This is a genomic window from Flavobacterium undicola, assembly GCF_009909155.2.
Classification (GTDB): domain Bacteria; phylum Bacteroidota; class Bacteroidia; order Flavobacteriales; family Flavobacteriaceae; genus Flavobacterium; species Flavobacterium undicola.
The window spans coordinates 112,777-138,923 of the sequence record NZ_JAAAPM020000009.1; the positions used below are offsets into that span (position 1 = coordinate 112,777).

Genomic DNA, 26,147 nt, shown 5'->3' on the forward strand with positions numbered 1-26,147 from the left:
ACAAAACTTCTGAAGTTTATAAGTAATTGTGTTTTATATCAAAAAAAATATTAGATTTGAGTTTAAATATTTTTAACATGAAAAAACACATACTTACCTGCTTATTCATTTTCTTTTATTCTTTTATTTATTCCCAAAATAAAAACACAACTTTTGACAGTAATCAATTTTTAAAGGAATTATCAGATCAAGCCTGTCTTTGTATTGATTCTATTCCAACAAAAAATCTTAGAACGAAAATTATAGCTTCTAAGATCAATAGATGTATCGATAATGTGGTTGGTGCATATCAAATTGGTTTAAATCTTAAAAACATAAACCTTTCTGATAATGATAAAAATAAGCAGATAAACATCAACCTCAATACCGATAAAAATTCAACCGAATATAAAAAAAACTATATAATCATTGAAGAATATTTAATGGCTAATTGCTATGCTTTAAAAGAAACAATCGCAGCTAATGATGTTATAAGAGAAAAATCGGTTTCTAAAAATGAGGAAGCAATGAAAGCTTATCACCTTGGAATTGCTGCTGCAAGAAAAGAAAATAACAAAGAAGCAATTGACTATTACAAAAAAGCAGTCGCTATAGACCCCGAATTTGCATTTGCTTATGACAACATGGGACTATGCTATCGTAAATTAGAAGATTTTGACAATGCAATTATTGCCTACCAAAAATCATTAGAAATTGATCCTAATGGTACAATGCCTCTCCAAAATATTGCAGTTGTTTACCAATATAAAAAAGAGTTTAACAAAGCTATTGAAACCTATAAAAAATTATCAGAATTAGATTCAAAAGATCCTGAAATATATTATGGAATAGGTAACGTATATGCTTTTAACCTTAATGATCTTGAGAATGGATTGGATAATTTATGCAAAGCTTACAAAATATATTCTGATATGAAATCGCCTTATAGAACTGATGCACAAACTTTAATCCAAAGAATTTATGTTAACTTAAAAAAAGAAGGTAAAGAAGATAAATTTTTCGAAATTTTAAAAAACAACAACATCAACATTAATAAATAACTATTAAAATTAAAACCCTCAATTAAAGTCCTTGATTTAACAAAAACTTCTAAACTGTTGTATCGAAAGAACAAACCAAAATGGTAACTTTGCTTTTTTGCTAAAATTATGTTAGAAAAAGACAATACTATTGAAGTTCTTGGTGCACGCGTTCACAATCTAAAAAACATAGACATTTCGATTCCGAGGGAAAAACTGGTGGTTATTACCGGTCTTTCCGGCTCCGGAAAATCGTCTTTGGCATTCGACACTATTTATGCCGAAGGGCAACGTCGTTATGTGGAAACTTTTTCGGCTTATGCCCGACAATTTCTGGGCGGTTTAGAACGTCCTGATGTGGATAAAATTGACGGACTTTCGCCAGTAATTGCCATCGAACAAAAAACGACCAGTAAAAGTCCTCGTTCTACCGTGGGGACTATTACCGAAATTTATGATTTCCTGCGATTGCTATATGCCCGTGGCGCCGATGCCTACAGCTACAATACGGGAGAAAAAATGGTTTCTTATTCAGACGAGCAAATCAAAGACCTGATTATACAGGATTTCGCCAATAAACGCATCAATATCCTCGCTCCGGTAATTAAAGCCAGAAAAGGACATTATGGTGAATTGTTCCAACAAATAACCAAACAAGGTTTTCTAAAAGTACGCGTCAATGGAGACATTCTGGATATCACGCCCGGAATGAAATTAGACCGTTATAAAACCCATGATATCGAAATTGTCGTAGACCGAATGCAGATTGAAGATACGGCTGACAATCAAAAACGATTATCTGAAAGCATTAATACTGCTATGCATCATGGCGAAAACGTATTGATGGTTTTAGATCAGGATACAAAGGAAGTACGTTATTTCAGTAGGAATTTAATGTGTCCAAGTACTGGTATATCCTACCAAAATCCGGAGCCTAATTTATTCTCGTTCAACTCGCCAAAAGGTGCCTGCGAACATTGCAACGGCTTGGGAACAGTCAATGAAATCAATGTCAAGAAAATAATTCCAAATCCTAAATTATCCATCAAAGCGGGTGGTTTTGCACCATTAGGCGAATACAAATCATCTTGGATTTTCAAACAATTGGAGATTATTGGAGAAAAATACGGTTTTAAAATCACCGATGCCATAGAGAAAATTCCAGCCGAAGCGATGGAAATGATTTTAAATGGCGGGAAAGAAAAATTCACGATCAACTCTAAAGATTTGGGCGTTGCCCGAGATTATAAAATAGATTTTGAAGGTATTTCGCATTTTATCAAAAACCAACACGACGAAAGCGGTTCTACCACTATAAAACGTTGGGCAAAGGAATTCATGGATGAACTGGGATGCCCCGTTTGCGAAGGTTCCCGCTTGAAGAAGGAAGCGCTTTTTTTCAAAATCAACGAGAAAAATATTAGTGAATTATGCAATTTAGATATTTCTGATTTAACAGCTTGGTTCCAAGATTTGAATATTCATTTATCTGATAAACAACGCCGCATTGCTACCGAAGTCATCAAAGAAATTAAGGATAGATTAAACTTTTTGATGAACGTAGGTTTGGATTATTTGGCTTTAAGCCGAAGCTCTAAATCGCTTTCTGGTGGTGAAGCGCAACGTATCCGACTGGCTACTCAAATTGGTTCGCAGCTCGTGGGTGTGCTTTATATTTTGGATGAACCAAGTATTGGTTTACATCAAAGAGACAACGAAAAACTGATTCATTCTTTGGAGCAATTACGTGATATTGGTAACTCAGTAATCGTAGTAGAACACGACAAAGACATGATTGAGCGAGCTGATTATGTAATTGATATTGGCCCAAAAGCGGGGAAATACGGAGGGGAAATTATCAGCAAAGGAACTCCTGCTGAAACATTGAAATCCAATACTATTACAGCTCAGTACCTCAATGGAAAAATGAAGTTCGAAATTCCGAAAAAACGTCGTGAGGGTAATGGAAAATCCTTGAAACTGAGTGGCGCTACAGGAAACAATCTAAAGAATGTTTCGATAGAAATTCCGCTTGGGAAAATGATTTGTGTGACTGGAGTTTCAGGAAGTGGAAAATCGACTTTAATCAACGAAACGCTGTACCCGATTTTAAACGCCTATTATTTCAACGGCGTAAAAAAACCACAGCAATACAAAAAAATTGAAGGACTCGAACATATTGATAAAGTGATTGATATTGACCAAAGTCCAATTGGTAGAACGCCTCGATCGAATCCGGCTACTTATACCGAAGTATTTACCGAAATCAGAAATCTGTTCACGATGACTTCCGAGAGCATGATTCGCGGTTACAAAGCTGGTCGTTTTAGTTTTAACGTAAAAGGAGGTCGTTGCGAAACCTGCCAGGGATCTGGAGTTCGAACGATAGAAATGAACTTTTTACCCGATGTGTATGTCGAATGCGAAAGCTGTCAGGGGAAGCGTTTTAACCGCGAAACACTTGAAATTCGATACAAAGGAAAATCCATTTCGGATGTGTTAGACATGACAATTGACGAAGCAGTTCCGTTTTTTGAGAATATTCCAAAAATCTATCGAAAAGTAAAAACCCTGCAAGATGTTGGTTTGGGTTATATCACCCTTGGACAACAAAGTACCACTCTTTCCGGAGGTGAGGCGCAACGCATCAAACTGGCGGGAGAATTATCTAAAAAAGATACTGGAAATACTTTTTACATCCTCGACGAACCGACCACAGGATTGCATTTTGAGGACATTCGCGTATTTATGGAAGTAATTAATAAATTGGTCGATAAAGGCAATACCATCCTGATTATCGAACACAATATGGACGTCATCAAACTTGCCGATTACATCATCGATATTGGTCCCGAAGGTGGAAAAGGCGGTGGAACCGTTGTTGCTAAAGGAACTCCAGAAGAAATAATGAATAACAAGAAAAGTTATACCGCTAAGTTTTTGAAAAAAGAATTGGTTTAATATTCTGAATGATATAAACCGAACCTACAGCTCTTTATTATGATTTCGTATCATTTGGATGGATTAAAATCCATCCCTACAAAATTAACCGAGCCTACGGCTCTTTGAAGTTAAAATCAATTAGCCTAGTTCGGTAAGATCGAAACATTTTGTAAAAAACTAAAATTCATCTCTACAAAATCAACCGAGTCTACGGCTCTTTGATGTTGAAATCAATTAGCCTAGTTCCGTAGGAACGAAACATTTTATAGGAACGGATTTTAATCCGTTTTAAAAACACACCACAATCTAATATGAAGTTCCGTAGGAACGATTCATATAAATAAAAACAGTTTAAAAATCTGACTCAAATCTTTGTCAAAATTTTGAAATAATATTTTTATATATTCGATTTTAAATTTGATAATACAATGTATATCAAACGGTAAGAACAATACATTCAACCAACCCATTTAACCAAAAATTATTTTAACCATGAACAAAATTAAATCCTCATTATTATTCCTCATTCTTTTACAAAGCATTTTGGTTTTAAGTCAAATACCTAAAGAAATTCCTTTATATCCAAACGGAATAAAAGACAATCCAATTGTACATGAGCAAAAAGAAAACTTTGTCGATTCGATTGCAAAACCGGGTTCTCTATCACAAAAAAATCGTGTTTTCAGCAATATATCCGAACCAACATACATGATTTTCCCTGCAGCCGAAGCAAACAACAAACACATAGCGACAATCATTTTCCCAGGCGGTGGTTTTGTCACTAATTGGGTCGATAAAGAAGGAACTGATTTAGCATTATGGCTTTCCAGTCAAGGAATTACTTGTATGGTTGTGAAGTATCGAACGAACACAAAAGACAAGAATGGGAAATTTGAAATACCAATGGAAACAACCTATTTCAATGCACTTTATAGTGATGTTAGTGCAAGTATCATGAACATGATTGGACTGGCGGACAAATTAAAATTTGATAAAGACAAAGTAGGAATACTCGGTTTTTCGGCTGGGGGTTATATAGCTGAGCAATTGACATTCAAAACTAATAGTGATAAATCAGGATGGAAACCTGCTTTTGTGGGCTTAATTTATGCAGGAGATAAAATAAAATACTTAGAAAGTGTTAAGGACAAAAGTACTTTACCTCCATTTTTTATGGCTATAGCCAGAGATGATAAAAAATGGACTTTAAAACGAGCACTTCCGTTTTTGTCGGCTGTTGTAGCCGAAGTTGATAAATCTGAATTACATATTTACTCTAAAGGGGATCATGGATTTGGATTAGCTTACAATGAAGGACATTCAGTAGCATTATGGAAAAACAGCTTTAATAACTGGCTATTAGATATTTATAAAAAATAAATAAAATTCAAACTAAAAAAGCAGTGGCTAATAAATTGGGAAATCCTTTTTATTAGCCACTTTTATCATTTTTCAGGGAAAATATACAGCTGTTTTATGCGTTTTGTACGCAAAAAATCTTACTTTAGTAACAAGTCACCCTAACACCGTTAGAAGCGAATATAAGGTCCAAATAAAAAATAGTACTAAAACGTATAAGAAGATGAGACTAGAAGATTTCGACAATGATGAAGAAAAAATAATCCAAGACAGACTGAAACAAAAAACATGGAATGAAATTCGAACCAATGACAGTTGGGCGATTTTTAAAATCATGTCAGAGTTTGTTAATGGATATGAAAACATGGGACGTATTGGTCCTTGTGTTTCTATTTTTGGATCAGCACGTACCAAACCAGAAGACAAATTCTATCAATTGGCTGAAAAAATTGCTTATAAAATCAGCAAAGCCGGTTATGGTGTTATCACAGGCGGCGGACCTGGAATTATGGAAGCGGGAAATAAAGGAGCACATTTGGGCGGAGGGATTTCTGTGGGTCTAAACATCGAATTGCCTTTTGAGCAGCATTTCAACCCTTACATTGACCATGATAAAAACTTAAATTTCGACTACTTTTTTGTTCGAAAAGTAATGTTTGTAAAATACTCCCAAGGTTTTGTGGTGATGCCTGGAGGTTTTGGAACGTTAGACGAAATGTTTGAAGCTATCACTTTAATTCAAACCAAAAAAATTGCGCGTTTCCCCATTATACTGGTCGGAAGTAGTTATTGGTCTGGATTAATTGATTGGATTAAAACCGTTTTGGTAGAACAAGAACAAACTGTAAGTCCTGATGATTTACGTTTAATCAAAATTGTTGATAACGAAGATGAAGTTGTCGAAGTATTAGATAATTTCTATAAAAAGTACACTTTAAAACCCAACTTTTAAGAAGCTGTTTTTTTACAGCTTTTTTTTATTTTATTAACCTTCATAAAATAAAAAAAATGTATCTTGAATTGCTATTTAAACCCCAAATTACCATTGAATACTATTATTAAAATTTCACTCTCGCTTGTTGTTGTTTTTACTTCAATAAATAGCAGTTTTGCGCAACATCGCAATCAGCTTTTTGTGGACGTAGATACCGAAACGCATGTCCTGAACATCAAGCAAGAAATTGATTATTTTAATACTTCTACTGATAGTATTTCGGAAATTGTTCTGAACGATTGGAACAACGCCTATTCAAATGTCAAAACACCTTTAGCAGTGCGGTTTTCGGACGAATTTTATCGCGGCTTTCATTTGGCAAAAGAAGAAGAAAGAGGGAAAACGTCAAACATCAACATTGCCAGCAAAGAATATTTTTTTATCCCATGGGAAAGAACCGATAAAGATCCTGATCTTGTTGTAGTGAAACTGCCTAAAAAACTAGCTTCAAATCAAACAATTAATCTTCAACTTAGTTATACTGTAAAAATTCCGAGTAGTAAGTTTACTAAATTTGGTTATGATGACTTTGGTAATATGAATCTAAAAAATTGGTTCCTTACCCCTGCCCGCTATGAAAGCCATGCATTTGTAAAATACAATAACGAAAATTTAGATGATATAGCCAATGCCATTTCTGATATTGATATTGAAATGAAAGTTGCTAATGGATTTGAAATTAATACTGATTTAGATACTTCCGAAGAAATCAACAATGACGACTATTCTATTTATAAATTAAACGGAAAAAACAGAGTGAATTTTAGTCTTTTTATCGAACCTAAATCTAGTTTTACAAACTTTAAAAGCGAAAGTTTCGAAGTAATAACTAATTTAGATGGAGAAAAAGTAACTCCTATGGCTCAAGCTGAAGCTATTGACTGCGTGGTTCGCTTTGTAAAAAACTTAGTAGGTGAATATCCTTTTAAAAAAATTGTGATTTCTCAAACGGATTACGAAAAAAATCCTTTTTATGGTCTCAATCAATTGCCGTCATTTATTAGACCTTTTACAGATGAATTTACATACGAGTTAAAATTCTTAAAAACCTATCTTAACGTTTATCTTAACAATACTCTTTTTATTGATAATCGAAAAGAAAGTTGGGTTCATGATGGTATTCAAATATACGCCATGATGAAATATATCGAGCAAAATTACCCTAACACCAAAATGATGGGTAATGTTTCTTCTTTCAAATTATTAAAAAGCTTCAATTTAACTAATTTAGATTTTAACGAACAATACAGCTATTTTTATATGTTAATGGCTCGCAAAAATTTAGACCAAGCCCTGGGAGCTCCTAAAAATACTTTAATTAAATTTAACGAACAAATTGCCAGTAAATACCGCGCTGGTTTAAGTTTACGTTTCTTGGATAATTATATTGAAAACCAAGCCGTAGCTAAAAGCATTCATGATTTTTATAGCGACAATAGAGCCAAACAAACAACAGCAATCGATTTTGAGAACAATCTGAAAGGACAAACTGAGAAAGACATCAATTGGTTTTTCAAAACGGTAATCTATTCCAGAGATCTTATCGATTATAAATTTAGTAATGTTGCTAAAACCAATGATAGTGTCTATTTTACATTAAAAAACAAAACAGGAATTAATGTTCCCGTTCCTGTTTACGGTATAAACAAAGGAGAAATTGTGTTTAAAAAATGGCTGGAGCCAACGATAAACGATAGTATTTTTAGTGTCGAAAGAAATAATGCCAGCAAGATTGTTTTGAATTATAAAAATGAAGTACCTGAATATAATCTCAGAAACAACTGGAAATCATTAAAACGATTTTTCCCTAACAACCGCCCTATAAAATTTGTATTTATGAAGGATTTAGAAGATCCTTATTACAATCAAATTTTATATGTTCCTACATTAGAATACAACTTATATGATGGATTTATTTCAGGTATGCGTCTTCACAACAAAACAATATTAGACAAACCTTTCATTTTTGATATTAACCCAGCCTACTCAACCAATGCTAAAACGTTTTCTGGTTCTGGTTCTTTCACTATTAATCAAAATTACAGAAATAGCAGATTATACAATGTAAAATATGCTATGTCAGGATCTTATTTTCATTATGCTCCCGATGCAGCTTATACAAAACTAACTCCAAACGTACAGATAAAAATCAGAGAAGACGATTTTAGAGACAATAGAAAACAACTAATTTCTTTTCGTCAAATATTAGTTAATCGTGAAAAAAGCGCCATAATTACTGATAATGCAACCGAAAACTATTCTGTTTTTAACGCCAAATATTTCAATACAAAAACAGAAGTTACTAAACATTTCAATTTGATGGGTGATATTCAATTTTCTGATAAATTTGGAAAAATTGCTGGCCAAATTGAATATAGAAAACTCTTTGAAGATAACCGTCAAATCAATTTACGCTTTTATGCAGGGAGTTTTTTGTACAAGAACAGCAGTTCTGATTTTTTCAGCTTTGCTTTGGATCGACCTAGTGATTATTTATTTGATTATGGCTACTATGGCCGGTCAGAAAGCACTGGTTTTTATAGCCAACAATTGATTATAGCCGAAGGAGGATTTAAATCTAAATTAAAAAATCCTTTTGCAAATCAATGGATTAGCACCATAAATACAGGCTATACTATTTGGAATTGGATCGAAATGTACGGCGATGTGGGAGTCTTAAAAAACAGATATCAAAATCCAAATTTTGTTTTCGATAGCGGTATTCGCCTGAACTTAGTTACCGATTATTTTGAGCTGTATCTACCCGTTTATTCCTCTAATGGATGGGAAATAAGTCAGAATAAATACAATGAAAAAATCCGATTTATCATTGCATTTTCGCCTAAAATACTTGTCAATTTATTTAATCGAAAATGGTTCTAAACAAATAACTTAAAATATTGAATTGCACAATAACCAAATATTTGCAGTAAAAATTATTTTTCATCAAAAAAACAAGTTTTTTTTTGACGAAAAACATCAATTTATATCTGGTTTTTCTTTTATTCGATTATGATAATAGCCAGTTTTTAAGTAAATTTGCGGCATGAATTATAATCTTTCAATTATGTTAAAAGAAAAAAACAATACTACATTGACTTTTGAGGATTTCAAGACTGAAGTATTGAATGATTATAAGATAGCCGCAACAAGTCGAGAATGCAGTCTTGTAGGGCGCAGAGAAGTATTGACAGGTAAAGCAAAATTTGGGATTTTTGGAGATGGAAAAGAAGTGCCGCAAATAGCAATGGCAAAATTTTTCAAGAATGGAGATTTTCGCTCAGGTTATTACCGTGATCAAACTTTTATGATGGCTATTGGCGAATTTACAATAGCAAATTTCTTTGCTGGATTATACGGTAACACTGATATCAAACAAGAACCCATGTCAGCTGGAAGACAAATGGGAGGACATTTTGTTACACATAGTTTAAATGAAGATGGAAGTTGGAAAAACCTAACAAAGCAAAAAAACTCTAGTTCAGATATATCACCTACAGCAGCTCAAATGCCGCGCCTACTAGGTTTAGCACAAGCATCTAAATTTTATCGCAAAATAAATAATATCCCTAATCAAAGAAATTTCTCTAACGATGGAGACGAAATTGCTTGGGGAACAATTGGTAATGCCAGTACATCTGAAGGTGTTTTTTTTGAAACCATAAACGCTGCCGGAGTATTACAAGTACCAATGCTAATTAGTGTTTGGGATGATGAATACGGTATTTCGGTACATGCAAAACACCAAACTACTAAAGAAAATATTTCTGAAATTCTATCTGGTTTTCAACGCGATAAAAACAATGAAGGAATTGAAATCTTAACAGTAAAAGGCTGGGATTATTCTGATTTGATTTCGACCTATGAAAAAGCCTCGACAATTGCTCGAGAAAAACATATCCCTGTTTTAGTTCACGTAACAGAGCTAACACAACCTCAAGGACATTCAAGTTCAGGCTCTCACGAGAGATACAAAAGTACCGAACGTCTTAATTGGGAAAAAGAATTCGACTGCCTTAGACAGATGCGATTATGGATGATTGCCATAAACATTGCTTCTTCCGAAGAACTTGCTGAGATTGACGATGCTATAAGAAAAGAAGTTTTAGAAGGTAAAAAAGCTGCTTGGAATTCGTTTATAACTCCCATTGCTAAAGAAAAAGACGAACTCGTTAGCTTATTGCAAAAATTAGCTACTTCAAGCAAAAATAAAGATCAAATTCTGAGACTTTCAAATACTCTAAAAGCAATTAAAGATCCTTTAAAAAAGGAAATCCTTGTTGCAGCTAGAAAATCGTTACGCTTAGTTGTAAACGAAGCTGTTGCTGCTGAATTGTCTCTTTGGATACAAAATTATACCCAAAAGAATCAAGCTACTTTTAGCAGCAATCTTTATTCGGAATCAAAAAACGATGTCTTTTCTGTTAAAGAAGTCGCTCCTACTTATCCTATAGACGCCAGAAAAGATACTGACGGAAGAATGATTATCCGTGATAACTTTGATGCCTTATTTGCCAAATATCCTGAAGTCCTCATTTTTGGTGAAGATTCTGGAAATATTGGTGATGTAAACCAAGGTTTAGAAGGAATGCAGGAAAAATATGGAGAAACCCGTGTTGCCGATGTAGGCATTCGTGAAGCAACCATAATTGGTCAAGGAATAGGTCTTGCCTTAAGAGGACTACGCCCTATAGCCGAAATTCAATACCTTGATTACTTACTTTATGCTATACAAATTCTAAGCGACGATTTAGCTTCATTACAATATCGAACAGTAGGAAAGCAAAAAGCACCATTAATCATCAGAACACGTGGACATCGTCTGGAAGGTATTTGGCATTCTGGTTCTCCTATGGGAATGATTATTAACGCTATTAGAGGAATTCATGTTTTGGTACCTAGAAACATGACTAAAGCTGCTGGTTTTTATAATAGTTTGTTAGAATGTGATGAACCGGCCTTAGTTGTCGAATGTTTGAATGGCTATCGTTTGAAAGAAAAAATGCCTTTGAACTATGGTGAATTTAAAACCCCTATAGGTGTTGTAGAAACCATAAAAGAAGGTGCTGATATCACTCTTGTTTCTTACGGCTCTACACTTAGATTAGTAGAACAAGCTGCAAAAGAATTATTGGAAGTTGGTATTGATTGCGAAATAATTGATATTCAATCCCTCCTCCCATTTGACATTAATCAAGATATAGCTAAAAGTATCGAAAAAACCAATCGCCTTTTAGTAATCGACGAGGATGTACCAGGTGGAGCTTCTGCTTATATTTTACAACAAATTATTGAGCAACAAGACGCTTATAAATTTTTAGATAGCAAACCACAAACCTTATCAGCTAAGGAACACCGACCTTCTTATGGAACGGATGGTGATTATTTTTCAAAACCTTCTATCGAAGATATTTACGAAAAAGTATATAGTATTTTTTCTGAGGTTAATCCGGCTAAATATCCAAAACTGTACTAAAAAAAAATCCCATCTCGTTTTTAGACAAGATGGAATTATTATAATCACAAAAAAGTCCCGAATTATCGGGACTTTTTTTATTTAAGCTTTATTTTTAACTACTAATCGGAAACCTTCTCCGTGAATATTTAATATCTCTACATCTTCATCAAGTTTAAGATATTTTCTCAATTTAGCAATATAAACATCCATACTTCTGGAAGTAAAATAGTTATCGTCTCTCCAAATTTTAGTTAATGCCAACTCTCTAGGCATTAAATCATTTTCATGAAGAATTAGCATTTTCAACAATTCATTCTCTTTAGGAGACAATTTTACCGGTTCTTCACCAGCAAAACTTAAGAATCTTAATTTTGAATTCAAATGAAATTTACCAATTATAAATTCAAAAGGAACTTGTTCCGCTTTAACATCAGAGGCTTTTCTTTGAATGATAGCTTTGATTTTCATCAATAAAACTTCTGAATCAAAAGGCTTGTTCAAATAATCATCTGCTCCGGCTTTATATCCTTTTAAAACATCCTCTTTCATTGATTTAGCCGTAAGAAAGATAATAGGCACTTCTGCATTTTTCTCTCTTATTTCTTTAGCTAATGTATAACCATCTTTGTATGGCATCATTACGTCCAGAATACATAGGTCATAAGAATCTTTTTTAAATTTCTCAAAACCTTCCATTCCGTTCTTTGCTAAAGTAACGTCAAAGTCATTCAACATTAAATAATCTTTTAGAACAGCTCCAAAATTTAAGTCGTCTTCTACTAAGAGAATTTTTTTATTTATATTTTCCATATTCTAATTTATTAGAGGTAATTTTATAATGAAGGTACTTCCTTTTCCCTTTTCGCTTTCTACAAATACTTGTCCGTTATGGTCTTCTACAATTCTTTTTACATAAGCTAAACCTAAACCATGCCCTTTTACATTATGCAAATCTCCGGTATGCTCTCTGTAAAATTTCTCAAAAACTCTTTTTTGAGCCACTTTACTCATTCCTAAACCTTGATCTTTAACCTTTATCAGAATCATATCCTTAATATTCTCGGTATAAATATCAATTATTGGTGTATCAGGCGAATATTTTATTGCATTTTCTAATATGTTTACTATCACATTGGTAAAATGCACTTCGTTAATTAAAACGGTTGTTCTTAGAGCTTCAAAATGATTGTTTATTTCTCCTCCTCTATCTTCCAGAATCAAATTCACGTGCTCGATAGCATCATAAATGACTTCTTCAACATTGCTCGAACCTTTTTCTATATCAAGTTCTTTTTTCTCTAATTTAGATATACGCAAAACATTCTCCACCTGAGCGTGCATTCGTTTATTCTCATCTCGAATCATTTGCAAATACTTAAAAACCTTTTCTTTGTCTTCAATAATTTTAGGATTCTTAATAGCATCTAAAGCTAAATTAATAGTAGCAATAGGTGTTTTAAACTCATGCGTCATATTGTTTATAAAATCCGTCTTAATCTCTGAAATTTGACGTTGACGAATTAATTGATTCAATGCACTTGTATAAGCTATTAAAATAATTAACGTAAATACTATTGATAAAACCGTAATACTTACTAATTCTGACAAAAGAAATTTCTTTTTATGCGGAAAAGTAAGCGACAATTTATACTTTTCATTTCCCTCATTATCAGCAAGTATTGGTATGGAATAAGTTGCTTCTTTATCAAAATGAAATCCGTCTGATTTTATTTTTGTCTCCGTTCCATTGCTAAAAATTCCAAATTCAAATTTGGTATTTACACCATATACTTCTAATTCTTTCTTAATTAACTTTTGTAAAGTTTCCTTAGAAATTCTTTCTTCAACAGGCATTGCGGAAGCAATATCTTTAAAGAAAATTTCAAACTGAGCATTATCTAAAACATCTAAACTTCCAGATTTTTCAATTTTTAAATCAGGTACTAAACTCTGTTGCGATTTATCAATGGAATTATTATTGTAAACCTCGGTTACTCTCTTAGAATTAAAATTTTTAAATCGCTCACTACTAAACCTTTTACTAAACAAAGCAGGCGAAATATTGTAATCTTCCGCTATAACACTGTTTGAATAAACAATTGTCTTATTCGTTCTTGGATTTTTTTGAACATAATAAAATTCAAGTAAATCATTCTTTTCAGGAATTTTTCCAGTACTATCTTTGTAACGATTGTATTTATCATAAAAACTAAAAGCCTCTTGTTTTTCAAGTTTTTCTGCAACATTATCAATTACCTGCGTAACATGATATTTAAATTGTTCATCATTATTTTTAAATGACGTATTAAACCAATATACCTGAACAAGTATAATCCCTATTAGAGACATACTCATCAACAAAACAAGAAATCTAAAAAACAATTTATTCATCAAAACAAAATTAACTTTTTAACACTATAGTTGATAATGTATTAACCAAACATTAACATCTAGAACTCCTATTGATTAATCGATAAAATTTTAAGAATTTTATCGATTTTAAGCTTAGTTTTAACAATATCAATATTATCAACAACAAAATCGCTTTTTGAAATGCGTTGTTCATCTGTCCATTGCGAATTAATTCTATTCAATACCTGATCGCGGCTAATTGTCTCTCTTTTTAAAACGCGTTCAATTCTGGTTTCTAAAGGTGCTGTTATTGTCAAGATATAATCAAAATCTTTATAATTCCCACTTTCAAATAAAATTGCCGATTCATAAACTAAAATAGGATCTTTTTGATGTTGAGACAACCAATCCTGATAATCCTTTCTAACAGCAGGATGTACAATAGCATTTAATGCTTTTAATTGATTAGGATTATCAAAAACAATTCCAGCCAATTTTGCTCTATTTAATTGATTTTCGTCAAAAATAGCTGCACCAAACTGTTCTTTTATCGCTTTAAGAATTTCTTTAGTTTGCATTACTTTTTTACCCGCATCATCAGCTATATAAACAGGAATACCTAACGAAGCTAAATAATTAGCAATAGTAGTTTTACCACTTCCAATCCCTCCTGTTAAACCAATAATTTTTGGCATAATTACACTTTAAAAAACAAATTAGGAAAAGCTACTTCTGGCTTTTGCTTCAAGATAATTATTTTAATATAGGATTCTAAAAATCCCAAACCATAACCTGAAAATTGTTTCCAAACTGCAGTTACCGAAAGATAACCTATTTTAATACTTTTATTTTGAAAACTTGACACTAAAAATATTACAAAAAAGTAAACACAATACAATTTTGCTAAAAGATCATAAGTAAATATTAATAAAGCAATCGAAAGTGCTAAACCGATAATAAATACCGATGGAAAAAAGAACGTGAGTTTACTATATTGCGGATACCAACTATTTAAAATTGGTCGCGCTTTACCAAATTTATTAACCTGAATTGAAAATTTTTCCCAATCAATCCTTCTTTTATGATATACGTAAGCTTTTGAAAAAAGTTTTGTTTCAAAGCCTAAATTCCATAATCGAATAGACAAATCAGGATCTTCACCAGGATGAATATTCCCAAAACCATTAGAAGCCTCAAATGCTTTACGGGAAATCCCCATATTAAAGCTTCGTGGTTGGAATTTCCCTATTTTTTCCGAACCTCCTCTAATCCCTCCTGTAGTCAAGAAAGAAGTCATAGCAAAATTAATTGCTTTTTGAATATCCGAAAAACTATCTAACGCCCTGTCAGGACCACCAAAACAGTCTACATAACTTTCTTTTAAAGCGGTATCTACCTCTGTCAAATATTTGGCAGGAATAATACAATCTGAATCAAATATGATGAAATAATCACCTTTGGCTTTTCTCATTCCATAGTTTCTAGAATCTCCAGGACCTGAATTTTCTTTGAAATAATAAGAAATCGTCAATTTGCTTTTGTACTGATTGACAACATCTTCACACCGAATTGTAGAACCATCTTCCACAATTACAATTTCAAAATCTTGTTTATAATCTGATTTTGATAAACTTTCTAAAAGTTCATCGACTTCGTCCGGACGATTATACACGGGAATAATCAAAGAAAAATACATATTCTTAAAAGCGGTATTAATTATACAATATAAATGTAATATTTTAACAAAGATAACCTTTAATCAATAATGCGCCTTAATTTTAAATGCTTTTATACATTTAAAATTAAGGCGCATTACAATAAATTAAATTTTATTTTTTTTCGAAAATAAATTAAGAAATACTTTCAACCTGAACCATTTCGTCAGCCTCAGCTTTATAATCTACTCCAGCTAAATCGAAACCAAATAAATTATGAAAATCTTTTCTATATCCTTCTAAATCACCTATTTCAGCAAGATTCTCTGTAACAGCTTCTTCCCATAACTTAGCCACTTTAGCCTGAATATCTTCACGCATTTCCCAGTCGTCAATTCTGATTCTACCTTTATCATCTACTGGAACTTCAGCTCCTGTAAACAATCTTTGTTGGTACAAACGTTGAATTTGTTCGATACAACCTTCGTGAATTCCTTCTGCTTTCATTGTTTTGTACAATAAAGAAATATACAACGGAATTACCGGAATAGCAGAACTAGCCTGAGTAACCAATGCTTTATTTACCGAAACATACGCTTTTCCATTAATATCAGCTAAACTATCTGAAATAGAAAAAGCTGTAGCTTCTAAATGATCTTTAGCACGACCAATTGTTCCTTTTCTATAAACAGCTTCAGTGATTGATGGCCCAATATAAGAATAAGCAACAGTTGTAGCTCCAGGAGCCAATAAATTTTCAGCTTTTAAAGCATCAATCCACATAGCCCAATCTTCACCGCCCATTACAGCAATTGTATTTTCGATATCGTCACCACTGCATGGCTCAATAGAAACTTCAGAAACTTTTCCTGTATGAAAATCTACTGTTTTATTTGTAAAAGTACTTCCGATAGGTTTTAAAACCGAACGATGTGTCACTCCTGTATTTGGATTTGTACGAACAGGAGAAGCCAAACTATAGATTATTAAATCTACCTGACCTAAATCGGCTTTTATTAAATCTAAAGTTTCTCTTTTTACTTCATTCGAAAAAGCATCTCCATTGATACTTTTTGCATACAAACCTGCTTTATGCGCTTCTTTTTCAAAAGCAGCAGAATTGTACCAACCTGGTGAAGCCGTTTTTCCAGCCATTGGTGGTTTTTCAAAAAACACTCCAATAGTTGCTGCATCAGAACCAAAAGCACTTGAAATTCTTGAAGCCAAACCAAAACCTGTTGAAGCACCAATTACCAATACTTTTTTAGCACCGTTGATTGCTCCTTTTGATTTAACATAATCAATTTGATTTTTAACACTTTGCTTACATCCATCTGGGTGTGATGTCAAGCAAATAAATCCTCTCATTCTAGGTTCTATGATCATAATGTATCAATATTATATTTTTATTTTTTTTTAAGCGAATAAAACAATGACTTTATCAAGAAAAAGCTATCGTTTTTGGAAGGCAAATATAGAGCATTTTTTTAGTTCAACAAGGCTTTTGCATGATTTAGAGCCGAATCTGAAACAATAGTTCCTGATAGCATTTGTGCAATTTCAACAACACGTTCCTCTTCCGAAAGTAATTTTAATTCCGATTGGGTATCCTCTTCAATAGTTGATTTAAACACTTTAAAATGAACGTCTCCTTTAGCGGCTATTTGAGGCAAATGGGTAATGGCAAATATTTGCATTGTCTTACTCATTTCCTTCATGATTTCTCCCATTTTTATGGCAATTTCTCCGGAAACTCCAGTATCAATCTCATCAAAAATTAAGGTTGGTAATTTTGAATATTGCGCTAAAATAGCTTTTACAGCCAGCATAATTCGGGACATTTCTCCTCCTGAAGCCACTTTTTTCAACAATCCAAAATCAGTTCCTTTATTAGCCGAAAACAAAAACTGTAATTCATCTTTTCCATTTGGAAAATAACTTTCGCCTTGCGTAACTTCTATATTAAAACGAACATTTGGCATTCCTAAAGTAGCCAAAATTTCAATCATTTTTTCAGATAAAATCGGAATAGCTTGAATTCTATTATCATGAATAGTGGTAGCCAAAGTATCTAATCTTGCTGATTTTTCTTGAATCGTTACATTCAAAAGAGCTATCTCTTCTTCTATATTTCCTAATTCAACAACCTCATTTTCTAATTTAGCCTGAATAGCTAATAAGTCATCTACAGTGCTAACCTGATGCTTTTTTTGCAAATTATAAATCAATTGCAACTTTTGATTAATTTGCTCTAATTGCTCTGGATCATGAGTTATTTTTTCCGAACAACGATTCATTTCAGCCGAAATATCATCAAATTCAATAGTCAAACTATCAATTCTTTCCAGTAATTCTTTGTACTCAGTAGAAAAAGAAGCTATTTTTTGTATGGCCGCTTTAATTTCTTTCAGATTATTTAAAACCCCAAATTGCTCTTCATTAGCGATAGCCAACGATTTATCAATAGCTTCTTTAATAATTTCAACATTATTAAGTTGCTCAAAAACACTTTCAAGTTCTTCTTGTTCGCCTATTTTTAACTGGGCTGCAAGCAATTCATTCAATAAAAAAGTATGGTATTCCTGTTCTTTATTGGATTCGTTTTGTTTTTTAATAAGGGAATTCAATTGCGTCTTATCTGATTTATAACTTTTAAGAAGTGATTGATAATCAGCAATAATTTCCTGATTAGCAGCAATCGCGTCAATTATATCAAACTGAACATTCTCATCAGTAAGTTCTCTGGTTTGTTGTTGCGAATGAATATCGATTAAAAACAATCCTAAGTCCTGAAGTTCTTGAAGATTTACCGGACTATCATTAATAAAAGCACGCGATTTCCCCGAAGGCAAAATTTCTCTTCTAATGATTGTCTCATCTTCGTAATCCAAATCATTGACTTCAAAAAAAGCTGCTAAATTGTATTTCGAAATATCAAATTGGGCTTCAATAATACATTTTTCTTCCTTATTTTTTAAAGAAGTCAAATCGGCACGTTTTCCTAAAACCAGACCTAAAGCCCCTAAAATAATGGATTTTCCCGCACCTGTTTCTCCTGTAATAATCGAAAATCCTTTAGAAAAATCAATAGTTAATTTCTCAATTAAAGCATAGTTTTTTATTGATAGTGCAGTAATCATTAATTGTATTTATTATGAGTTGTATGGAATAATTTTAAAAAAGGTAATAATAACTAATATTTAAAAGCTGCCCATTTACTGGAATTCATAGGCGAAATTCTATTTAAATTATCGACTAAATCGGTAATATTCAAACTTGGTCCTCCTGAAAAGATAGAAACAATTTCGTCTGATTTTGCATCAAAAAAACCACGAGTTAAAAAAGCATTTGGTTTTGAATTATTCAATTTGTTTAAGGCTATCAGCGAATTTTTCACTTTCTCTTTTGCCGATTTAGAATCGGCTGTCATTAAATCCAAAGCTTGATGGTAATCGAATAGTGTTTTTCTTATTTCGCTATAAGTGGGTGACAACAAATCATTAATTAAAAAATAACGATTTTGGTTTCCATCAATCTGACTCCAACCTTTATAACCGCTTTGTTGCGCAACCGTTGCTATAGTTTGTGCGGTTTGATAACTCGAATCTCCTAATTTCAACTCAAATGTATCTTTGTCCATTCCTATAATTACATTACTATAAAAAGAAATAACCGAAACAAGATTGGATTGAAATGAATTAGCATTAAACACTAAATTTTCAAACTCAGTATAAGTAAAACTAAAATCTTTATCATTAAGATTCAATACTGGTGTTTCATAAGAAGAATCATAAACAGGACGAGAAGATTGTACCTGAATTGTTGCTGTAAATTGATCAGAACTATTCGATAACAACGTAATATACATCGAACAATTAATCTTTTCCTGCTGTTTGTAATTTTGTGTAGTCCAATCGGTTTTATTGACAAACTCATTCAAAGAAGTTTCCAATGTTTTATAAAGCTGTTGATTAGGATTACCCATTTTTTGAGCATTAACAGTCACAGTGCAATTCAACTGTTGCCCCTGAACAAAACCAAAGCTTAATACTAAAAAAAAGACAATTATCTTATTCATAAAAATGAGCTATTACTTTATTTAAAATATCATCAGCAACCGCTTCTTTGGATTTTAATTCCATCGGTTCGATCTTAAAATTCTTATCGATAAAAGTGATTTTATTGGTTGATTTTTGGAAACCAGCCCCTTCATCTTGTAAAGAATTTAAAACAATCAAATCTAAGTTTTTTTTCTGAATTTTAGCCTTAGCATTCTCAATTTCATTTTCAGTTTCTAAAGCAAAACCGATTAAAAATTGCTCTTTTTTATTTTCTCCCAATGAAAACAAGATGTCTTTTGTTTTTTCGAGTTCGATAACAAAATTATCAGCGGCTTTTTTAATCTTTTGGTCAGCAACTATTTTTGGTCTGTAATCAGCTACCGCTGCGGCGGCAATTGCTACATCAACATCAGCATAATATTGATGGCAAACATCATACATTTCTTGTGCCGAAACTACTTTGATTACTTTTATCAAAGAATGATTCGCCACACAATGCGTAGGGCCAGTTACTAAAATAACTGAAGCACCTAGATTAGCCGCACTTTTTGCAATATCAAATCCCATTTTTCCAGAAGAATGATTACCAACAAAACGCACCGGATCGATAGCTTCGTAGGTAGGACCAGCTGTGATTAAGATTTTTTTTCCTTTTAAAGGCAATTTACTTTCTAAATCGGCTTCGAGGAAAGCAATAATATTTTCGGGTTCAGCCATTCTGCCTTCGCCTGATAAACCACTGGCTAATTCTCCACTTTCGGCAGGAATTATGGTATTACCAAATTGTTCTAAGGCTTTAAAACTAGCTATTGTAGAAGGATGCTTGTACATATCTAAATCCATTGCAGGCGCAAAATAAACTGGACATTTTGCAGATAGATAGGTTGCAATAAGCAGATTATCACAACTGCCATTTGCCATCTTAGACAAGGTATTTGCAGTTGCAGGCGCAACAATCATCAAATCAGCCCAAAGACCTAATTCTACATGATTATTCCATTTTTCATCTTCTTCGTCTTGATTAAAGAATGTGGAATAAACCGGATTTTTAGATAAGGTGGATAAAGTAAGTGGGGTTACAAAATCCTTAGAAGCAGGTGTCATTATCACTTGGACATGTGCACCTGCTTTTATAAAAAGTCGTACTAAAGACGCTGTTTTATAGGCGGCAATTCCGCCAGAAACTCCTAGCAAAATCTTTTTACCGCTTAAAACTGACATAGTATTTTATTTATTTGATTCTCTGTGATAAATTTTACCATCTAACCATTCTTGAACAGCTAAAGCGTGTGGTTTTGGTAATTTTTCATAGAATTTAGAAACCTCGATTTGCTCTTTGTTTTCAAAAACTTCTTCAAGACTGTCATTATATGTAGCAAACTCTTCCAATTTCTCTGTTAATTCTTTTTTGATTTCAGAATTAATTTGGTTTGCTCTTTTAGCCATAATGGTAATCGCTTCATACACATTTCCAGTAGGTTGTTCAATAAGCGTTTTGTTGTACGTTATTGTATTTACTGGAGCATTCGTCTTTTTTAAATCCATGACTTTAGTTTATTTAGTATATTTTTGTAATTCTTGTTCAACACGAGCATACATCTCGTCTGCTTTTTCTTTATATTTTGTATCTGCTTTAAACTTAAACAAGTTTTGATACGATACTTTAGCTACATTCAATCTTTCTTGCATTTTTGCAGGTACACTATTGATCCCTAATTGATAAGCTGAATCAAATTTATAATACAAAGCATCTTCTTTAAATTTAGTTCCCGGATAATCAGCAACAAAATTATCAAAAGCAACTAATGCTGATTTGAAATCAGAAATAGTATTGTAAGCTTTAGCGTTTTCGTACACTTTTTGTTCTATTTTTTCAGATAACAACTTAGTCAATCCATTTGCTTCTGTCAAATACTGTGAATTTGGGTATCTGTCTATAAAAGACTGCATTTTTTCAATTGCTTTAAAAGTATCTGCCTGATCTAAACTATATGTTGGCGACAAAATAGCATAACTTTTAGCTCCTAAAAAGGCTCCTTCTTCTGCCTTTACACTTTTTGGATATCCTGAAACAAAACTTTCAAATTGATATGCTGCCAAATGGTATTGTTTCGTTTTATAATAAGCCTGTGCATACATATAAAACAGTTTTTCTGCCTGAGGCTTCCCTCTGTATTCTGGAGCAATTTGCTCAAAAAGACGCAGTGCTTTAGTGTATTTAGCTTGTGCATATAACGTATCAGCCATTGCAAATTTTTTCGAAACATCTTCGCTTTTCAAGGCTTTTTGATATTCATTACATGAACTAAAAAGAACTACAAGAAGCAATAAGGATACAATTTTCTTCATTTTTTTATTTTTATCTTTAAAATACAGACTGTTTCAGTCTATAAAAAATCATACCGAAGTTTCGGTTGCAAATTTAGTTATTAATTTAGCGACTACAAAATATTTCTTAGCTTAAATAAAACAGGTGAAAACTACTTATTTATCTATTCTTTTTACAAATTCAGCTATTCTTTCTTGTAAGGATTCATCCACACTTACTAATGGAAGTCGAACTGTATTTTCTGCTATTCCTAAAGCTTGAAAAACTTGCTTGATTCCGGCAGGATTCCCTTGTTCAAAAATCATATCGATACAATCAAACAATAAATATTGCGATTTGAATGCTTCATCTACTTTACGATTCAAACCCAAACGAATCATCTCCGAAAATTCTTTTGGAAAACCTTGGCCAATAACCGAAATCACGCCTGAACCTCCTGCTAGCACAGTTGCTAAGGCTGTCATATCATCCCCTGAAATCACATGAAAATCTGCTGGTTTGTCTTTCAACAATTGCATTGCTTGAACAATATCACCAGCTGCTTCTTTAATAGCAACAATGTTTTTGAAATCATTTGCTAAACGCAAAACTGTTTTTGGCAACATATTACTTGATGTTCTTCCAGGAACATTGTAAACAATTATCGGAATTGGAGAAGCCTCTGAAATAGCTTTAAAATGCTGATAAATCCCCTCTTGTGAAGGTTTATTATAATAAGGAGAAACAGAAAGTATTGCCACATAAGGAGACAAATCTCTTGTTTTTAATTCCTCAACAACTTTCATAGTGTTATTTCCACCCACACCTAAAACTAACGGCAAACGACCATTATTAGCCTCTACAACGGTTTGAATTACTAATTCTTTTTCGTCTTGAGTAAGCGTTGCGTTTTCTGCTGTTGTTCCTAAAATAACTAGATATTCAATTCCTCCGTCTACAGAAAAATTTACAATTCTTTTTAATGCTTCTGTATCAATTGAAAAATCTTCTCTGAAAGGAGTCACAAGGGCAACACCAGTTCCTATTAATGATTGCATGTTTTTGATTATATTTTGTTTAATATTTTTAAATACCTAAATAATTCCTGAACAAAGACCTTATAATTCTCTGGATTAACATTAATCATAAAATTATTCAATCGTTTGTCTATTGTTGAAAAACCAACTTTAAATTTAGCCTTTGATTCGTGAGTTGCAACAAGTAAAACAGCTTTATCAACATCATAATAATTCACTAACAAATCAAAATCTTTAGCTAAAAATGCATTTACAGCCTCGTTTTTAATTTGAGCTTTCCAATTTAAATGACTTGTTTCTAATTTAGTAACAGAAGAAGCTAAATTGACATTTAATTTACTTTTATAAAGCAATAATTCTATATTTTCTTCTGCAATTCCACTTATCACTAACTCCTTAATCAACAATTGCGTATGATTAAAATAACCCTCATCTACTATTAATCCTACTGTTTTTATAGCACTGGAAAAAGAGCCAATCTTTACATTAAGTAAGCTGTTTTTTAATATTTTCTTTACCAAAAACTCTTTTAAGTAATTTAAAAACATAACTTATCTTTATCTGTAAACAAAATTAATTAATTAAGTCACACTATAAGTGGCAAATCTAAAAAAGTATAACGACGATTTGAAACTTTTTGTTAAATTCTTAACACTTATTTTTTAACTCAAATTGAATTTATAACTGAAACCCAAATATCAATTCGAATTTAACATACCCATAAAATCCGTTTCAGAAATAATAGGAATATTTAACTTATTGGCTTTATCTAATTTAGCAGGCCCCATATTATCTCCGGCAACTACATAATCGGTTTTTGAAGAGATGGAACTCCCTACTTTTCCACCATTATCTTCAATGGCTTTTTTTAATTCATCTCTCGAAAATTCAGCAAAAACTCCTGAAACAACAAAGGTTTTACCTGATAATTTATCGGTTGCATTTAGATTTACTTTTTCAATAATTTCAAATTGAACACCATAGCTTTTTAAACGCTCAATAATCGTTTTATTTTCTTCATTCTCAAAAAAATCAACAACACTTTGGGCAATTCGCTCTCCAATTTCATCAACCAAAACCAAATCCATCAAAGTCGCTTTGCTTAAAGCATAAATATTTTTATAATGTTTTGCCAACTTTTTAGCAACTGTTTCTCCTACATAACGAATCCCCAACGCATACAACACGCTTTCAAAAGGAATAGCAGTCGATTTCTTAACTCCATTTACCAAATTCTCCGCCGATTTTTGTGCCATTCGCTCCAAAGGTAAAATTTGCTCTACCGTTAATTCGTACAAATCAGCATAGTTTTGTACCAAATGATTATTATAAAGCAAAGCCACTGTTTCTCCGCCTAAACCTTCAATATCCATCGCTTTACGCGAAATAAAATGCTGAATTCTTCCAATAATCTGCGGTGGACAACCATAAAAATTTGGACAATAATGATTTGCTTCGCCTTCATTCCTAACTAATTGGGTTTGACATTCCGGACAATGTGTAATATATTCGGTAGGTACAGAATTATCAGGGCGCTTAGTCAAATCAACTGCAATAATCTTAGGAATAATTTCTCCTCCTTTTTCAACAAATACACTATCTCCTATTCGAATATCTAATTTTTCAATTTGATCCGCATTGTGTAACGAAGCACGTTTTACAATAGTCCCCGCCAACTGTACCGGTTCTAAATTAGCTACCGGAGTAATTGATCCCGTTCGTCCCACTTGGTAGGAAATAGAATTTAATCGTGTCGCAACCTGCTCCGATTTAAATTTATAGGCTATCGCCCAACGAGGCGATTTAGCAGTATAACCCAACTCCTCTTGATGCTGAATTCGATTTACCTTCACCACCACTCCATCGGTTTCATAAGGTAAATTATGTCGGTGTATATCCCAATAATCTATAAATTCAAAAACCTCCTGCAAACTATTCACTAATTTTGCTTCGTTAGGAACTTTGAATCCCCAATTTCGAGCAGCAGTCAAACCGTCAAATTGAGAAGAAAAAGGCAATTTCTCTCCAGTAACAAAATACAACAGACATTCTAAAGGACGCTTAGCCACTTCAGTACTATCCTGCAATTTCAAACTACCCGAAGCCGTGTTTCTAGGATTAGAATAAGGCGTTTCTCCAATTTCAATCAATTCCTGATTCATTTTTTCGAAACCAGCAAAAGGCAAGATGATTTCACCACGGATATCGAATTTATCAGGATGATTCTCCCCTTTTAAAGTCAACGGAATGGATTTTATGGTTTTAATATTATTCGTCACATCATCGCCTTGAAAACCATCTCCGCGAGTTACTGCACGAACTAATTTTCCATTTTCATAAGTAATACTAATTGATGCGCCGTCATATTTTAATTCGCAAGTATATTCCAAATCAACATCACCCAAAACTTTTTGAATTCGGACTTCCCAATCCTGCAAATCTTCTTTAGAATACGAATTATCCAAAGAATACATCCGTTGTGTATGCGCTACCGTTTGAAAATTTTTAGTGATTGCCCCCCCCACTCTTTGCGTTGGAGAATGAGCATCAAAATATTCAGGATGCGCATTTTCTAAATCTTGAAGTTCCTTTAGTTTTGTATCAAACTCATAATCAGTTATTGTTGCATTATCTAACACATAATAATTATAATTATGAAGATTAAGTTCTTCTCTTAATTTTTGAATCGTATTTAGCACATCCATATAAAAAAATTGGTCATTTTAGTTTCTGTAAACAGCGTACTAAAATAACCAATTTAAAAGAAACCCACATTAAAAAAACACTTTTTCCTAATTAAATATAACGGGTTCCTGATAGCCAAAATTTAAATATTTTGAGTTAGTCATTTAGTTTCTGTATTTTTATGTCTTTAAAAACAGTCGTTATGGAAGTATTTGAAGGACAAAGCATACTAAACTTTATAAAAGAATTGCCAAATGATGAAGCTTGCAAAGCTTA

19 protein-coding genes are annotated in these 26,147 nt (G+C 32.7%); 6 read left to right on the top strand and 13 right to left on the bottom strand.

The features are described from left to right. Nucleotides 1-77: 77 nt before the first annotated feature. The 6 genes from GTZ96_RS07355 (at nt 78) to GTZ96_RS07380 (ending at nt 11,791) form a co-directional block, all read left to right on the top strand. The gene (locus GTZ96_RS07355; RefSeq protein WP_161642409.1) at nt 78-1,040 is read left to right on the top strand and encodes a tetratricopeptide repeat protein; all 963 of its coding nucleotides are present in this window, start codon (nt 78-80) and stop codon (nt 1,038-1,040) included. A 108-nt stretch (nt 1,041-1,148) separates the two neighbouring features. Beyond that, nucleotides 1,149-3,980, top strand: coding sequence for an excinuclease ABC subunit UvrA (gene uvrA / locus GTZ96_RS07360; protein ID WP_161642412.1), 2,832 nt, complete (start codon nt 1,149-1,151; stop codon nt 3,978-3,980). A gap of 474 nt (nt 3,981-4,454) precedes the next feature. Further along, nucleotides 4,455-5,342 carry an alpha/beta hydrolase gene (locus GTZ96_RS07365; protein WP_161642414.1) on the top strand — a complete coding sequence of 296 codons (888 nt, stop codon included), beginning with the start codon at nt 4,455-4,457 and terminating at the stop codon, nt 5,340-5,342. A 202-nt stretch (nt 5,343-5,544) separates the two neighbouring features. Continuing rightward, entirely contained in the window at nt 5,545-6,273 is a 729-nt protein-coding gene (locus tag GTZ96_RS07370; RefSeq protein WP_161642417.1) for an LOG family protein, read from the top strand. Between the two features lie 93 nt (nt 6,274-6,366). Next, the gene (locus GTZ96_RS07375; protein ID WP_235972889.1) at nt 6,367-9,198 is read left to right on the top strand and encodes a gluzincin family metallopeptidase; all 2,832 of its coding nucleotides are present in this window, start codon (nt 6,367-6,369) and stop codon (nt 9,196-9,198) included. Nucleotides 9,199-9,382: 184 nt separating this feature from the next. Then, nucleotides 9,383-11,791, top strand: coding sequence for an alpha-ketoacid dehydrogenase subunit alpha/beta (locus tag GTZ96_RS07380; protein WP_161642460.1), 2,409 nt, complete (start codon nt 9,383-9,385; stop codon nt 11,789-11,791). A gap of 81 nt (nt 11,792-11,872) precedes the next feature. Here GTZ96_RS07380 and GTZ96_RS07385 read toward each other — a convergent pair whose 3' ends face one another. The 13 genes from GTZ96_RS07385 to ligA all read right to left on the bottom strand — a co-directional run bounded on the left by GTZ96_RS07385 (nt 11,873) and on the right by ligA (nt 25,891). After that, the gene (locus tag GTZ96_RS07385; RefSeq protein ID WP_161642419.1) at nt 11,873-12,583 is read right to left on the bottom strand and encodes a response regulator transcription factor; all 711 of its coding nucleotides are present in this window, start codon (nt 12,581-12,583) and stop codon (nt 11,873-11,875) included. A gap of 3 nt (nt 12,584-12,586) precedes the next feature. Then, a complete protein-coding gene (locus tag GTZ96_RS07390; RefSeq protein WP_161642421.1) occupies nt 12,587-14,164 on the bottom strand; it encodes a sensor histidine kinase in 1,578 nt (525 codons plus the stop codon). 68 nt (nt 14,165-14,232) lie between these two features. After that, entirely contained in the window at nt 14,233-14,820 is a 588-nt protein-coding gene (coaE, locus tag GTZ96_RS07395) for a dephospho-CoA kinase (protein ID WP_161642424.1), read from the bottom strand. Nucleotides 14,821-14,822: 2 nt separating this feature from the next. After that, nucleotides 14,823-15,821 (bottom strand): glycosyltransferase, encoded by a 999-nt coding sequence (locus GTZ96_RS07400; protein ID WP_161642427.1) that lies wholly within the window; start codon nt 15,819-15,821, stop codon nt 14,823-14,825. 154 nt (nt 15,822-15,975) lie between these two features. Further along, entirely contained in the window at nt 15,976-17,166 is a 1,191-nt protein-coding gene (fabV, locus tag GTZ96_RS07405) for an enoyl-ACP reductase FabV (RefSeq protein WP_161642429.1), read from the bottom strand. A 101-nt stretch (nt 17,167-17,267) separates the two neighbouring features. After that, nucleotides 17,268-18,920: a DNA repair protein RecN gene (recN, locus tag GTZ96_RS07410; protein WP_161642432.1), complete on the bottom strand. Its 1,653-nt coding sequence runs from the start codon at nt 18,918-18,920 to the stop codon at nt 17,268-17,270. A gap of 53 nt (nt 18,921-18,973) precedes the next feature. After that, nucleotides 18,974-19,858, bottom strand: coding sequence for a type IX secretion system protein PorD (gene porD, locus GTZ96_RS07415; protein ID WP_161642434.1), 885 nt, complete (start codon nt 19,856-19,858; stop codon nt 18,974-18,976). Beyond that, a complete protein-coding gene (gene coaBC, locus GTZ96_RS07420; protein WP_161642437.1) occupies nt 19,851-21,062 on the bottom strand; it encodes a bifunctional phosphopantothenoylcysteine decarboxylase/phosphopantothenate--cysteine ligase CoaBC in 1,212 nt (403 codons plus the stop codon). Before coaBC ends, porD begins: the two co-directional genes overlap by 8 nt. A 6-nt stretch (nt 21,063-21,068) precedes the next feature. Then, a complete protein-coding gene (locus tag GTZ96_RS07425) occupies nt 21,069-21,386 on the bottom strand; it encodes a DNA-directed RNA polymerase subunit omega (protein ID WP_035657230.1) in 318 nt (105 codons plus the stop codon). Nucleotides 21,387-21,395: 9 nt separating this feature from the next. Next, nucleotides 21,396-22,190, bottom strand: a complete 795-nt coding sequence (locus GTZ96_RS07430) for an outer membrane protein assembly factor BamD (protein ID WP_161642439.1) — start codon at nt 22,188-22,190, stop codon at nt 21,396-21,398. 135 nt (nt 22,191-22,325) lie between these two features. Beyond that, a complete protein-coding gene (dapA, locus tag GTZ96_RS07435; RefSeq protein WP_161642442.1) occupies nt 22,326-23,207 on the bottom strand; it encodes a 4-hydroxy-tetrahydrodipicolinate synthase in 882 nt (293 codons plus the stop codon). Between the two features lie 8 nt (nt 23,208-23,215). After that, complete coding sequence (locus tag GTZ96_RS07440; RefSeq protein WP_161642444.1) at nt 23,216-23,734, bottom strand: DUF6913 domain-containing protein; 519 nt, start codon at nt 23,732-23,734, stop codon at nt 23,216-23,218. Between the two features lie 150 nt (nt 23,735-23,884). Further along, nucleotides 23,885-25,891, bottom strand: a complete 2,007-nt coding sequence (gene ligA, locus GTZ96_RS07445) for an NAD-dependent DNA ligase LigA (RefSeq protein WP_161642447.1) — start codon at nt 25,889-25,891, stop codon at nt 23,885-23,887. Nucleotides 25,892-26,147 lie beyond the last annotated feature (256 nt).

What these genes read in the sequence shown, in the direction of transcription:
- GTZ96_RS07355 (WP_161642409.1), top strand. Translation starts at nt 78, where the DNA reads ATGAAAAAACACATACTTACCTGCTTATTCATTTTCTTTTATTCTTTT.
- uvrA (WP_161642412.1), top strand. Translation starts at nt 1,149, where the DNA reads ATGTTAGAAAAAGACAATACTATTGAAGTTCTTGGTGCACGCGTTCAC.
- GTZ96_RS07365 (WP_161642414.1), top strand. Translation starts at nt 4,455, where the DNA reads ATGAACAAAATTAAATCCTCATTATTATTCCTCATTCTTTTACAAAGC.
- GTZ96_RS07370 (WP_161642417.1), top strand. Translation starts at nt 5,545, where the DNA reads ATGAGACTAGAAGATTTCGACAATGATGAAGAAAAAATAATCCAAGAC.
- GTZ96_RS07380 (WP_161642460.1), top strand. Translation starts at nt 9,383, where the DNA reads ATGTTAAAAGAAAAAAACAATACTACATTGACTTTTGAGGATTTCAAG.
- GTZ96_RS07385 (WP_161642419.1), bottom strand. Translation starts at nt 12,583, where the DNA reads ATGGAAAATATAAATAAAAAAATTCTCTTAGTAGAAGACGACTTAAAT.
- GTZ96_RS07390 (WP_161642421.1), bottom strand. Translation starts at nt 14,164, where the DNA reads ATGAATAAATTGTTTTTTAGATTTCTTGTTTTGTTGATGAGTATGTCT.
- coaE (WP_161642424.1), bottom strand. Translation starts at nt 14,820, where the DNA reads ATGCCAAAAATTATTGGTTTAACAGGAGGGATTGGAAGTGGTAAAACT.
- GTZ96_RS07400 (WP_161642427.1), bottom strand. Translation starts at nt 15,821, where the DNA reads ATGTATTTTTCTTTGATTATTCCCGTGTATAATCGTCCGGACGAAGTC.
- fabV (WP_161642429.1), bottom strand. Translation starts at nt 17,166, where the DNA reads ATGATCATAGAACCTAGAATGAGAGGATTTATTTGCTTGACATCACAC.
- recN (WP_161642432.1), bottom strand. Translation starts at nt 18,920, where the DNA reads ATGATTACTGCACTATCAATAAAAAACTATGCTTTAATTGAGAAATTA.
- porD (WP_161642434.1), bottom strand. Translation starts at nt 19,858, where the DNA reads ATGAATAAGATAATTGTCTTTTTTTTAGTATTAAGCTTTGGTTTTGTT.
- coaBC (WP_161642437.1), bottom strand. Translation starts at nt 21,062, where the DNA reads ATGTCAGTTTTAAGCGGTAAAAAGATTTTGCTAGGAGTTTCTGGCGGA.
- GTZ96_RS07425 (WP_035657230.1), bottom strand. Translation starts at nt 21,386, where the DNA reads ATGGATTTAAAAAAGACGAATGCTCCAGTAAATACAATAACGTACAAC.
- GTZ96_RS07430 (WP_161642439.1), bottom strand. Translation starts at nt 22,190, where the DNA reads ATGAAGAAAATTGTATCCTTATTGCTTCTTGTAGTTCTTTTTAGTTCA.
- dapA (WP_161642442.1), bottom strand. Translation starts at nt 23,207, where the DNA reads ATGCAATCATTAATAGGAACTGGTGTTGCCCTTGTGACTCCTTTCAGA.
- GTZ96_RS07440 (WP_161642444.1), bottom strand. Translation starts at nt 23,734, where the DNA reads ATGTTTTTAAATTACTTAAAAGAGTTTTTGGTAAAGAAAATATTAAAA.
- ligA (WP_161642447.1), bottom strand. Translation starts at nt 25,891, where the DNA reads ATGGATGTGCTAAATACGATTCAAAAATTAAGAGAAGAACTTAATCTT.